This is a genomic window from Streptomyces sp. NPDC004542 (assembly GCF_040610035.1).
Classification (GTDB): domain Bacteria; phylum Actinomycetota; class Actinomycetes; order Streptomycetales; family Streptomycetaceae; genus Streptomyces.
Genome location: NZ_JBEXLP010000051.1, coordinates 1 through 12,477 on the forward strand (window position 1 = coordinate 1; position 12,477 = coordinate 12,477).

The 12,477-nt window shown below is 73.1% G+C and carries 10 protein-coding genes; 7 read left to right on the plus strand and 3 right to left on the minus strand.

Translation table 11 applies throughout. From position 1 onward, the window contains the following. Positions 1 to 160: 160 nt before the first annotated feature. From ABZX30_RS24920 to ABZX30_RS24945, 6 genes are all read left to right on the plus strand, one after another. Positions 161 to 1,360: a DUF4190 domain-containing protein gene (locus ABZX30_RS24920; RefSeq protein ID WP_355937093.1), complete on the plus strand. Its 1,200-nt coding sequence runs from the start codon at positions 161 to 163 to the stop codon at positions 1,358 to 1,360. 147 nt (positions 1,361 to 1,507) lie between these two features. After that, positions 1,508 to 2,260 (plus strand): GntR family transcriptional regulator, encoded by a 753-nt coding sequence (locus ABZX30_RS24925; protein ID WP_355937095.1) that lies wholly within the window; start codon positions 1,508 to 1,510, stop codon positions 2,258 to 2,260. 331 nt (positions 2,261 to 2,591) lie between these two features. Further along, positions 2,592 to 2,789 (plus strand): SPOR domain-containing protein, encoded by a 198-nt coding sequence (locus tag ABZX30_RS24930; RefSeq protein ID WP_355937098.1) that lies wholly within the window; start codon positions 2,592 to 2,594, stop codon positions 2,787 to 2,789. Between the two features lie 30 nt (positions 2,790 to 2,819). Beyond that, positions 2,820 to 3,215 (plus strand): (deoxy)nucleoside triphosphate pyrophosphohydrolase, encoded by a 396-nt coding sequence (locus tag ABZX30_RS24935; protein ID WP_355937100.1) that lies wholly within the window; start codon positions 2,820 to 2,822, stop codon positions 3,213 to 3,215. Positions 3,216 to 3,311: 96 nt separating this feature from the next. Continuing rightward, positions 3,312 to 3,740: an ATP-binding protein gene (locus tag ABZX30_RS24940; protein ID WP_355937102.1), complete on the plus strand. Its 429-nt coding sequence runs from the start codon at positions 3,312 to 3,314 to the stop codon at positions 3,738 to 3,740. Between the two features lie 263 nt (positions 3,741 to 4,003). Next, positions 4,004 to 6,589 carry a SpoIIE family protein phosphatase gene (locus ABZX30_RS24945; protein WP_355937105.1) on the plus strand — a complete coding sequence of 862 codons (2,586 nt, stop codon included), beginning with the start codon at positions 4,004 to 4,006 and terminating at the stop codon, positions 6,587 to 6,589. 362 nt (positions 6,590 to 6,951) lie between these two features. Here ABZX30_RS24945 and ABZX30_RS24950 read toward each other — a convergent pair whose 3' ends face one another. Continuing rightward, positions 6,952 to 8,517, minus strand: coding sequence for a hypothetical protein (locus tag ABZX30_RS24950; RefSeq protein WP_355937107.1), 1,566 nt, complete (start codon positions 8,515 to 8,517; stop codon positions 6,952 to 6,954). Between the two features lie 95 nt (positions 8,518 to 8,612). Between ABZX30_RS24950 and ABZX30_RS24955 the strand changes: the two genes are divergently transcribed. Continuing rightward, positions 8,613 to 9,710: a hypothetical protein gene (locus ABZX30_RS24955; RefSeq protein ID WP_355937109.1), complete on the plus strand. Its 1,098-nt coding sequence runs from the start codon at positions 8,613 to 8,615 to the stop codon at positions 9,708 to 9,710. Positions 9,711 to 9,753: 43 nt separating this feature from the next. Here ABZX30_RS24955 and ABZX30_RS24960 read toward each other — a convergent pair whose 3' ends face one another. Continuing rightward, positions 9,754 to 10,524 (minus strand): succinate dehydrogenase/fumarate reductase iron-sulfur subunit, encoded by a 771-nt coding sequence (locus tag ABZX30_RS24960; RefSeq protein WP_355937112.1) that lies wholly within the window; start codon positions 10,522 to 10,524, stop codon positions 9,754 to 9,756. Then, positions 10,521 to 12,461: a fumarate reductase/succinate dehydrogenase flavoprotein subunit gene (locus tag ABZX30_RS24965; RefSeq protein ID WP_355937114.1), complete on the minus strand. Its 1,941-nt coding sequence runs from the start codon at positions 12,459 to 12,461 to the stop codon at positions 10,521 to 10,523. The genes ABZX30_RS24960 and ABZX30_RS24965 overlap by 4 nt, the downstream gene beginning before the upstream one ends. Between the last annotated feature and the right edge of the window lie 16 nt (positions 12,462 to 12,477).

Consider the following 12,477-nt stretch of genomic DNA (forward strand, 5'->3'; position numbering starts at 1 on the left):
GCGGTCCGCGGGCCCCGGGCCGGGCCCGCGGCCCCGGCCCACCGGGTGGTGGGCCGGTTCACCACCCGGACCGCGCGCGGCCTGCGTTCCGTCCTCACCGGCCGCGCGCTTACCATGCGCGCAGTCGTACATCAGTTCAGCCGTCAGGAGCACGGTACCTGTGTCCATACCTCCGCCTCCCGGCCCCCACCAGCCCGACGGCTCCTACCAGCCGCCGGCCTCGTCGCCGTACCCGGACGCGTCGTATCCGCCGTACCCGCAGGGCCCTTACGGGCAGCAGCCCCAAGGGCCCTATGGAGGGCCGCCCTACCAGCCCTGGGCGCAGGGCTACAGCCCGTACAACCGGCCGGCGGCGGTGAACGGGCTCGCCATCGCCGCCCTGGTGCTCGGCCTCCTCTGCTTCCTGCCGGGCGTGGGGCTGGTGCTCGGACTGGTGGCGCTGGCGCAGATCAGGAAGCGCGGGGAGCGCGGGAAGGGCATGGCCGTCGCCGGCTGCGTGCTGTCGGGGGTCGGGCTCGCCCTGTGGGCGGTGGCGCTGGCGACGGGCGGGGCCGCCGAGTTCTGGAAGGGCTTCAAGGAGGGCGCGCGGGACGGCGCGAGCATCTCGCTGGAGAGGGGCGAGTGCTTCGACGCGCCCGGCGGCTCGCTGGAGGGCGAGGCGTACGAGGTCGACGAGGTGCCCTGCGACGGGAAGCACGACGGCGAGGTCTTCGCGTCCTTCCCACTCGGCGGCGGTTCGTACCCCGGCGACAGCTCCGTCACGGACCGGGCGGACCAGCGGTGTTACGAGCTGCAGTACAGCTACGCCATGGACGGCTGGGCCGTTCCGGACGACGTCGACATCTACTACCTCACGCCCTCCCGGGACACCTGGGCGCTCGGCGACCGCGAGGTCGCCTGCCTCTTCGGCAACACCGACGAGGGCGCCGGCCTGACCGGTTCGCTGCGCAACGACGAGACCGTCCTCGACGCCGACCAGGTCGCCTATCTGAAGGCGGCGCACGTCCTCGACGCCGCCCTGGACACCGCGCCGGACGCGGAGTACGTCGAGGACGACCTGCCCGGTCACAAGGCGTGGGCGCGGCGCGTGGCGGCCGCGCTGGAGGAGCAGGCCGGGATGCTGCGCGGGCACGACTGGCCCGCGGCCGCCGAGAAGGCGGTCACCGTGCTGGCCGCCGACATCGACACGGCGCGGGTGGAATGGGCGAAGGCCGCGAGGGCCGCCGACGCCGACGGCTTCTACGCGCACTACGACAAGGGTTTCTCGCTCATCGACCCGGACCGGACGGTGACGGCGCGCAAGGCTCTGGGGCTGGCCACCGTCCCGCCGGCCACGGACGACTCCGGTCTGGAGGTGTGACGGAGGCCATAGTGGGGAGAAAGTGCCTGCGTAAAGCCTGCCCCGGGCGGATGTAATCACATCGAGTGATTCCCTGGCCTTTGCTTGCGTGGCACAACCCACGGTTGCCAGGCTGTTGCTGTCTGTACAAGCTGATGGGAGCGGCCTGTGACTTTCGGTGAGCAGCCGGCGTATCTGCGTGTCGCGGGTGATCTCCGCAAGAAGATCGTCGACGGTTCGCTGCCGCCCCACACCCGCCTGCCCTCCCAGGCCAGGATCCGCGAGGAGTACGGCGTCTCGGACACGGTCGCGCTGGAGGCGCGCAAGGTGCTGATGGCCGAGGGGCTGGTCGAGGGCCGCTCCGGCTCGGGGACGTATGTGCGGGAGAGGCCCGTGCCCCGACTCATCGCCCGCTCCGGCTTCCGTCCGCCCGCCGGTGCCACGCCCTTCCGCCAGGAGCAGGCCGACGCCACCGCGCGCGGCACCTGGGAGTCCCGCAGCGAGCAGACCCAGGCGAGCGGCGCCATCGCCGAGCGGCTCGGCCTGCGCCCCGGTGACCGGGTGATGTGCACCAAGTACGTCTTCCGGGACGCCGGCGAGCCGATGATGCTCTCCACCTCCTGGGAGCCCCTCGCGGTCACCGGCCGCACCCCCGTCATGCTGCCCGAGGAGGGCCCCCTCGGCGGCATGGGCGTCGTCGAGCGCATGCGTGCCATCGACGTCATCGTGGACAACGTCACCGAGGAGGTCGGCGCCCGCCCCGGCCTCGCCGAGGAGTTGCTCACCCTGGGCGGTGTCCCGGGCCATGTGGTGCTGGTGGTCCAGCGCACGTACTACGCCTCCGGCCGCCCCGTCGAGACCGCCGACGTCGTGATCCCCGCGGACCGCTACCGGGTCGCGTACCACCTCCCAGTGAAGTAGCGCACACCCCCGGGGTGGTTGCTCCGCGGGGCCGGTCGACTCCCGCCCGCGCGAGGGCCGTTGCGATTCGGCCGTTCTCGCAGGTGGTGCCCGGTGTGTCCGGCGCCCCGTCAATCCGGCGCACCGATACGCACGGACGGCGCACTCGTCATCGTGCGCCCCCCGCGTTCTGGCCGGTTGCGTACCTCTTGGTGAAAAGCCGTATTCGCTGCGTGAAGGTTGGGCGTACGCTCAGGCATATGCGGACTGCGGTTTCCTCAGCGGGCGAAGCACGGCGGGAGCCGGGGACGGGAGACGAGCGGGCGAGGGCCGGAAGAAGAGGTGGGGTGCGATGAACGACGCCAACGGCACGGTCTCGCTGCCGTGGCTCGTCATACGGCAGGACGACAACGGCAATCGCTACCGCGTGGGCCGGTACGCGACCCGTGCCGAGGCCCAGAAGATCGCCGACAGCCTCGACGACCGCGGCCACAAGCAGATCTACTGGGTCGAGCGCATCGGCCAGAACGGCACCGGCTCACGCGCCTGACCCGCGGCCGGCTGCCGTAGGCTCCGGCGCATGGAACGGATCGTGGTGGTCGCAGCCGCCCTGCTCGACGACGGCCGTCTGCTCGCCGCGCGGCGCAGCGCGCCGCCCGAGCTGGCGGGGCGCTGGGAGCTGCCCGGCGGCAAGGTGGAACCCGGCGAGTCACCCGAGGGCGCCCTGGTCCGGGAGCTGCGCGAGGAACTGGGCATCGAGGCCGAGGCCGTCGAGCGCGTACCGGGGGAGTGGCCCCTGAGACCCCCGTACGTCCTCCAGGTGTGGACCGCCCGCCCGCGCACCGGATCCCCCGCCCCCGAGCCCCTCCAGGACCACGACGAACTGCGCTGGCTCGCGCCGGAGGGGCTCTGGGACGTGCCCTGGCTCGACCAGGACGTGTCGGCGGTGCGCGAAGTGGCCGCACGCCTGCGCTGAGTCCTTACGCCGTTCGTGCCACCGCGCGCTCTTGAGGGCGATATGCGGCACCGGATACCGGGTATGTGCCCATTAACCCCATGAAACCGGACATGGGTGGGCTCGCTGGCCTGGGAAGTGATCGGCGTGATCGACACCGATGGCGACTGCGTCGAGTGGACCTTTCCCGCGGAACCGGGCGCCGTGCGCTCCGCCCGCGCGGCGGTCCGCGACCAACTGCGCGACTGGCGCCTCGACAGCCTCGCCGACCTCGCGGCCCTGCTGGTCAGTGAGCTGGTGACCAACGCCCTGCGGCACGCCACCGGGCCCGTCGGCGTACGCCTGGTGCGCCCCGCCGAGCCGGGCGACGCCCTGCTGGTGGAGGTCTCCGACCCGCTCCCGGACCCGCCGCACGAGCGCGCCCCGCGTCCCGACGAGGAGAGCGGCCGCGGCCTCCAACTGGTCGCCGGTTCCTCGCGCCGCTGGGGCACCCGGCCCGGAGAGACCGGCAAAACCGTCTGGTTCGAGCTCGCCGTTCCCGGGTGAGCGCGGCGGGCGCCGCACTTGTACACGTCCGGCGGCGCTGTCCAGCGACCGGTGTCTGTCACGGAACGTTGCCTCCGTGCGGGGTTCGATGACGTGTCGCCTGGTTAGAAGACTGGAAGTGTTGTCACGGCCCGGACCGAAAACGACCGGGAACGTGCTGTGATCGTGAACACCGTGTTGTGCGGCGCCGTAGTGCTGGATACTGCGGGCAGCCGCCCCCGGTGACCGGTGCCGGACGCGGTGAGCTGGAGGGGACGGTTCGCGTGAGCGAGATACCAGCGAAGGCCACGGAGTCCGAGGACCCGTCGGACGGCGCGAGGGCTGATACCGCGGACGAGCGGCGGCCCGGGAACGCCATGTGGCAGAGCAGCCCGCCCGGCTCGATGTACGACTACATCAAGGTGGCGTCCTTCTCCATCAATGCCAAGGGACTCGTCGACCAGTGGAGCCTGCGCGCCGAGCAGCTCTTCGGCATCCCGGCCGAGCGCGCCGTCGGCATGGACCCCGTGGACGTCTTCGTCGACCCCGACCTGCGCGACCGCGGGCAGCGGAAGATGGCCGAGATCCTCGACGGGCGGGAGTGGACCGGTGTGGTCCCCTTCCGGGTGCCCGACGCCGCGGACGGGGAGTGCGGCAAGGAGGGCCTCGCCGAGGTCTACGTCATGCCCACCCGCACCGCGGAGGGTGACAGGGCCGCCCTGTGCATCGTCGTCGACGTCCGCACCCTGCGCAGCATCGAGACCGATCTCGCCGCCTCGCAGGCGATATTCGGCCAATCTCCCTTCGGGTTCCTGCTGATCGACAAGGACCTGCGGGTCCGTCGCGCCAACCAGCGGTTCTCCGCCACCTTCGGCGGCACCCCCGACGACCACCGGGGCCGGGGCGTGCACGACTACCTCCAGCGCGGCGAGGCCGAGCGGGTCGCCGCCACCCTGCGCCGGGTCCTTCAGACGGGCAACTCCATCACGGACATGCACGTCACCGGCTTCGTACCGGGTTCGGAGGAGCGCCGGCACTGGTCCGTCAACCTCTACCGCGTGCACAGCGGAAGCGGCCGGCCGATCGGCATCGCCTGGCTGGGCACCGACATCACCGGACGCCGCGCCGCCGCCCGCGAGGCCGCCTCCGCACGGCGCAATCTCGCCCTCCTCAACGAGGCGGGCGCCCGCATAGGCAACTCCCTCGACCTCGAGACCACCGCCCGCGAACTCCTCGACGTCGTCGTGCCCGGCTTCTGCGACCTCGCCACGGTCGACCTCTACCAGGGCCTGCTGGCCGGCGACGAGACCCCGCCCGGACTCGCCGACGGCAGCGCGGAACTGCGCCGCGTGGCCTTCGCCAGCGCCGTCTCCGACGCGCCCTTCGTCGGCGGCGGGGCGTCCGTCGCGGTCGGCGCGGTCCACCACTACCCGTTCAACTCACCCTGCGCGGACGCCCTGCGCACCGCGCGCCCGCAGTCCGTACCCGCCGAGGAGGGCGGGCTCGTCCAGTCCACGCTGGCCGTCCCGATGGTCGCCCACGACACGGTCGTCGGACTCGCCCAGTTCGCCCGTACGAAGGGCAGCGAGCCGTTCGGCGACCGCGACCGGGACCTGGCCGTGGAGCTGGCGGCACGCGCGGCGGTCTGCATCGACAACGCCCGCCTCTACCGCCGTGAGCACGAACGGGCGTTGATACTGCAACGGTCCCTGCTCCCGCCCGGCGACCCCGAGGCCTCCGGCCTGGACATCGCCTGCCGCTACCTGCCGGGCAACGCGGCGACGGAGGTCGGCGGCGACTGGTTCGACGTCATAGAACTGCCCGGGCACCGCACCGCGTTGGTGGTCGGGGATGTGATGGGCCGAGGGCTGCGCGCGGCGGTCGCGATGGGCGAACTCCGCACGGCCGTCCGCACCCTCGCGCTGCTCGACCTCGAACCGGCCGAGGTCCTGGCCGCGCTGGACGAGATCGCCCGCGGCCTCGGCACACCCGGAGGCGTCCAGCAGGCCACCCGCACCGCCCGCCAGCCCCGGGACGCCGACCTCTCCGAGGTCTACCTCGCGACCTGCGTGTACGCCGTCTACGACTCGGTGACCAGGCGGTGCACCTTCGCCAACGCGGGCCACCTGCCGCCGGTGCTGGTCGAACCCGGCGAGGCGGCGCTGATGCTGGACGTGCCGCCGGGCATGCCACTGGGCGTGGGCGGCGAACCCTTCGAGGAGGTGGAGGTCGAACTCCCCGAGGGCGCGCTCCTGGCGCTCTACACGGACGGACTGGTCGAATCCCGCGACCATCCCCTGGACGAGGGCCTCCAGGCCTTCGTGGGCGCGCTGACCGACCCCGCCCAGCCGCTGGAGGACGTCTGTGACCACGTCCTCAACACCCTCGACACGCATCACGGCGAGGACGACATCGCGCTGCTGATGGCCCGTGTCCAGGGACTGCCGGCCAAGTCCGTCGGCGACTGGACGCTGCCGCGCGAGCCGCGCAGCGTCGGCCGCGCCCGCGAGTACGCCCGCGGCCAGCTGCTCAGCTGGGACCTCGAGCCCCTGGTCGACACCACCGAGCTGCTGGTCAGCGAGCTGGTGACGAACGCCCTGCGGTACGGCGAGGGCGAGATACGGCTGCGCCTGCTGCTGGACCGCACCCTGGTCTGCGAGGTCTGGGACGCCGGCCTGGTGCAGCCCCGCCGCCGCCGCGCCCGCGACACCGACGAGGGCGGCCGCGGCCTGCAACTCGTCGGCCTCCTCAGCGCGGCCTGGGGCTCCCGCCGCACCCCCCAAGGCAAGACGGTCTGGTTCGAACTCCCCCTCCCCGACGGCGAGACCGGCCTGACAGATCCGGCGGAGGCCCTGCTGAGCCTGTTCTGACCGCAGGCCCGCCCTCCCCGGGCCCGCTCCACCCCCGCCGCCCCAGGGTCTGCGCCCTGCACCCCGCGGGGCTGCGTCCCAGCCTTTCCCGCCGGGACTCGGCCAGGATCCCCTCTGGCCTGACGGGGCCTCCGCCCGGGGCTCCGTTCCCGCACTCCGCCGGGGGCCTGCGCCCGGACCTCCTTCGGGCTGAACGGCCTCGTCGGCGGACTCCGGACGGGTTGAGGGAAGGCCGCGCCTCCCAGCCGGCCCGCACGGGTGGTGGGTGGGCGCAGGGCCGGGGGTCCGGGGGTGGGGCCCCCGGTGGGCCCCCCGGTGGGGCCGCTGGAGTTCGCCCTCGGCTCGGCATCCCCGCGGCAAGCTCACGGCAGGGTCCGGCGGGCGCGGGTTTCCGGTCCCCCGAAGCTCGACGGGGGGCCGCCGTCGGGCTCCTCGGCGAGGAGGATGCCGCCGAGGACCGCGCCGGTGAGCCCGGTGGAGGGCGGGCCGGGATACGCCGTGGGCGCCCCGTGCGCCCGGACGTCCCGTTCGGCCAGCTCGCGGGAGTCGAGGGCGAGCCGGTCGGCCCGCGCGTACCCGGGGGCGCCGCCGGCGAGGAGCCGGGTGGCCTCGGCCAGCAGCGTGCGGGGCTCGGCGCCCACGGCTCCCCGGTGCGTGCCGACGAAGTCCTCCGCGACACCGACGGCACTGCGGGCGACCAGCAGCGCCGCCGCCGTCACCACCCCGGCCCGGCCGACTCCCAGCGGCTCCACGGCCCGGGCGATGTGCCGAAGGGCGCCCAGGGGATCGTAGGGACCCCCGGTCAGCTGCTCCCGGACGGCGGCCAGCACGCCGTCGGCCCGGCTGATCCGTACCCGCAGTTCGCCGGCCGGCACATCGCTCCCCCCGGACCGGCGTGCCGCCGCGATCTCCGCCTCCGCGCCGGTCAGCGCGGCCGGCACCAGCAGAGCCGCCTCCCGTTCCTCGGCCGCGAGCCGCTCCACCCCGGTGACCAGGACCCCGGCCTGGGCGATCGCACCCTCGGCGGCACGGAGATGGCGCGCGGCACGCTCATGGGCACCCGAATCCGCCGCCTGGCGGCACGCGTTGAGGTGACCGGTGGCGAACACCAGCCGGTCCTTGGCCTGTTCGACGTACCCCGTGACCGGCTCCACGGCCGACGCGGTGTACCGCCGGCCCAGGCCGTCCAGTGTCGCGGCCGCCCCGCCCGTCCGTCCCGCCAGCTCCCGGAACCGTCCCTCCGCGACCTCCAGGGCCTCGTCCACCCCCCGCTCCAGCGCCCGCAGCCCGTCGAACGCGGGTGCCTCGGCGTCCAGCCGTCGCCCGGCCTCCGCGCACCGCCCCACGACCCCCACCAGCGCCTGCCGCCGGGTCACCTCGTCCTGCGGCACGCCCTGCTCGTACCGCCGGTACATGGCGAACGCCGCCGCCAGCTCCGTCTCCGCCGCCCGCAGCGCCCGGGTGAACGGCTCCACCGTCTCCGCCGGGAACAGGGCCTCGGCGAAGCCGAGTTCCTCGCGGCTGGTGCGGACGCTGTCGTCCGCGACGGCCAGCGCGGTCCGCGCCTGCCGCTCGAGGTCGGCCGGCGTCAGGGACGGCGGCCGGACGGACACCACCCCGGGGGTCGTACGGCTCCGGGCCCGCCGGGTGCGCCGTACGTACCCGTATGCGGCCAGCGCCCCTGCCGCGCCCACCGCGACGAGCGGCAGCACGAGATCGGTGGTGGTCGTCTCGTCCCGCTCCGCCGCGGCGGCACTCGCGGCCGGCCCGGCGCGGGCCACGGGAACCGGATCTCGGGCGACGCTCGTCATCCCCGGCAACACCAGCCACACGACCCCGGCCGCACCGCCCAGCACGGCGTGCGCCACCCGCACCGCTGTGCGCGACGTGGCGTGCCGCGGCCGGCCCCGTATCAAGGTTGACGTCACATTTCGGAGCGTATGGGCACATAACGGACCGCGCGACCGGGATGGGCGGTCGGGGGACGGGGGCGACGAGGATCACGGGGACGGGGAGGACGGGGATGGACGTGGAACCGGAGCAGCAGGAACCGGAGCAGCAGGAACCGGAGCGGGAGCAGCGCACGCGACCCGCGGCCGCCGAGGCCGGAACACGCCGCCGTCGCCTGCTCCAGCGCACGGCCCTCACCCTGGCCCTGCTGTTCCTGCTTCCCCTCCTCACCGCCGAGGCCGCCCTCCGCGTCAACTACACCGGCGACCCCGCGGACGGCACGTACACCCGCGGCAAGGACGCCCTCTGGCTCGGCCACGCCTGGGTGGACGGCCGGAAGGACGACCGGGACGTCAAGGCGCTCGCCCGCCGCCTGCGCGGCACCGGCATCCGTGACCTGTACGTCCATTCCGGCCCCCTGGAACACGACGGCACCCTCCCCCCATCGGACTACCCAAGGGCGGGTTGGCTGATAGCCGCCGTCCACCGGGAACTGCCCGGCGTCCGCGTCCAGGCCTGGCTGGGCGACGTACTGGCCAGCGAGTCACCGGACGGCCTGCGCCTGGAGCGCGCGGCGACCCGCGCCGCCGTCGTGCGTTCCACCCGCGAGATCCTCGCCGCCGGTTTCCAGGGCGCCCACTTCGACCTGGAGCCGCTCCACTCCGGCAACCGCGACTACCTCGGCCTCCTGGACGACCTGCGCCGCGTCACCCGTGAGCGGCACGCCCTGCTCTCCGTCGCCGCCCACCAGATCGACCCGCTGCCCGCCTTCCACTCCCTGTGGGGCACCCTCACCAACCACCCCAAGTGGTGGTCCCAGGCGTACTTCGGCCAGGTGGCCCGCCGTGTCGACCAGATCGCGGTGATGTCGTACGACACCATGCAGCCGGCGCAGAGCCTGTACGGCGGCTACGTCGCCCAGCAGACCTCCCTGGCCCTGGAGGTCACCCCGCCCACCACCGACCTCCTCATGGGCCTGCCCTTCTACGACGAGACCCGCTTCGGCCACTGGGGCTTCGCCGAGACCGTCCCGGCCGCCGTCCGGGGCGTCCGCCTGGGCCTGTCCCGCACCGACGCGGACCGTGCCCGGTTCGGGGTCGCCCTGTACGTGGACTTCGCGGCGACGGAGGACAACTGGAGCGCGTACCGGAAGGGCTGGGTGAACGGCTGAACGGCCGGTGCCCCCGCGGGACGCGCCCCCACCGCCAGGGGTGCTACGAAGTCCGCCTCCTGATCTTCGAGCCCAGCCACACCAGCGGGTCGTACTTGCGGTCGACGGCGCGTTCCTTCAGCGGGATCAGCGCGTTGTCCGTGATCCTGATGCCCTCCGGGCAGACCTCCGTGCAGCACTTGGTGATGTTGCAGTAGCCGAGCCCGTGCTCGTCCTGGGCCGTGCGCTTGCGGTCCAGGCCGGCCTCGGCCGCGGCGTCCAGCGGGTGCATGTCCAGTTCGGCCACCCGCATCAGGAAGCGCGGGCCGGCGAACGCCGTCTTGTTCTCCTCGTGGTCTCGCACCACATGGCAGACGTCCTGGCACAGGAAGCACTCGATGCACTTGCGGAACTCCTGCGAGCGGTCCACGTCCTCCTGCATCATGCGGTACTCGCCGGCGGCCAGACCGGCGGGCGGCACGAAGGCCGGGACCTCCCTGGCCTTGTGGTAGTTGAAGCCGACGTCCGTGACGAGGTCCCGGATCACCGGGAAGGTCCGCAGCGGGGTCACGGTGACCGTCTCCGCGCGGTCGAACACCGACATGCGCGTCATGCACATCAGCCGGGGCCGCCCGTTGATCTCCGCGGAGCACGAACCGCACTTGCCCGCCTTGCAGTTCCAGCGCACCGCCAGGTCCGGCGCCTGGGTGGCCTGGAGACGGTGGACGATGTCGAGCACCACCTCGCCGTCGTTGACCTCGACCGCGAAGTCCTCCAGGCCGCCGCCGCCCGCATCGCCCCGCCACACCTTGAAGCGGGCCTCGTAGCTGCTCACTCGTACAGCTCCTCTTCGGCGAGGTACTTGACCAGCTCCTCCTTCGCGAAGAGGGCGAGCAGGTCGGGACGGATGGGATCGGTGGTCTCCCGGGAGAGCGTGATCTGGCCGCGGACCGGGTCCGTCGCCGCCAGTTCGCCCGTGGGATCGGTGAGCCGGCACAGCAGGTTGATCCGGCGCCAGGAGCGGTCCATCGCCGGGTAGTCCTCGCGGGTGTGCCCGCCGCGGGACTCCGTGCGCTCCAGCGCGGCCCGGGCCACGCACTCGCTGACCAGCAGCATGTTCCTGAGGTCCAGGGCGAGGTGCCAGCCGGGGTTGAACTGCCGGTGCCCCTCGACCCCGGCCCGGCGGGCCCGTACCCGCAGCTGCCCGAGCTTCTTCAGGGCCTGCTCCATCTCGCCCTCGCGGCGGATGATGCCGACCAGGTCGTTCATGGTCTGCTGGAGTTCCTGGTGGAGGGCGTACGGGTTCTCCGGCGGCCCGGCGGCCGGTTCCGCGTCCTCCGCCTCGGCGGAGAAGGGCCGCAGCGCCTCCGCCGCCGCCGTGTCGACCTGGGCGTCGTCCACCGGCGGCCGGGCCGCCGCGAGACCGGCCGCGTACTCGGCCGCGTGCCAGCCCGCCCGGCGCCCGAAGACCAGCAGGTCGGAGAGCGAGTTGCCGCCGAGCCGGTTGGAGCCGTGCATGCCGCCCGCGACCTCCCCGGCCGCGAACAGCCCCGGTACCCCGCGCGCCGCCGCCGTGCCGGAGTCGACCGCGACACCGCCCATCACATAGTGGCAGGTCGGCCCGACCTCCATCGCCTCGGCCGTGATGTCGACGTCGGCCAGCTCCTTGAACTGGTGGTACATCGACGGCAGCCGGCGCCTGATGAGCTCGGCCGGCATCCGCGTCGACACGTCCAGGAAGACCCCGCCGTGCGGCGAGCCGCGGCCCGCCTTCACCTCGGAGTTGATCGCCCGGGCGACCTCGTCCCGGGGGAGCAGCTCAGGGGGGCGCCGGTTGTGGTCCGGGTCCTCGTACCAGCGGTCGCCCTCGTCCTCCGACTCGGCGTACTTCTCCTTGAACACGTCCGGGACGTAGTCGAACATGAACCGCTTGCCCTCGGAGTTCCTGAGCACCCCGCCGTCGCCCCGCACGGACTCGGTGACCAGGATGCCCTTCACCGACGGCGGCCAGACCATGCCCGTCGGGTGGAACTGCACGAACTCCATGTTCAGCAGCGGCGCCCCGGCGAGCAGCGCGAGGGCGTGTCCGTCGCCGGTGTACTCCCACGAGTTCGACGTCACCTTGAAGGACTTGCCGATGCCGCCCGTCGCGATCACCACGGCGGGGGCTTCCAGGACGAAGAAACGGCCGGTCTCCCGCTCGTAGCCGAAGACCCCGCAGACCTTCTCACCGTCTTTCAGGACCCGGGTGACCGTGCACTCCTGGAACACCTTCAGCCGGGACTCGTAGTCCCCGGTCTCCTTCTTGTCCTCCTGCTGGAGCGCGACGATCTTCTGCTGGAGCGTACGGATCAGCTCCAGGCCGGTACGGTCGCCGACGTGCGCGAGGCGCGGGTACTCGTGGCCGCCGAAGTTGCGCTGGGAGATCCGGCCGTCCGCGGTCCGGTCGAACAGCGCGCCCCAGGTCTCCAGTTCCCACACCCGGTCCGGGGCCTCCTGGGCGTGCAGCTCGGCCATCCGCCACTGGTTGAGGAACTTGCCGCCGCGCAGGGTGTCCCGGAAGTGGACCTGCCAGCTGTCGTGCTCGTTGGCGTTGGCCATCGCCGCCGCGATGCCGCCCTCGGCCATCACCGTGTGCGCCTTGCCGAACAGCGACTTGCAGATCACCGCCGTGCGGGCACCCCGCTCACGGGCCTCGATTGCGGCCCGCAGTCCGGCGCCGCCCGCGCCGACCACGACGACGTCCCACTCCTGACGGTCGACCACGGACATCACAAAGCCCCACTCA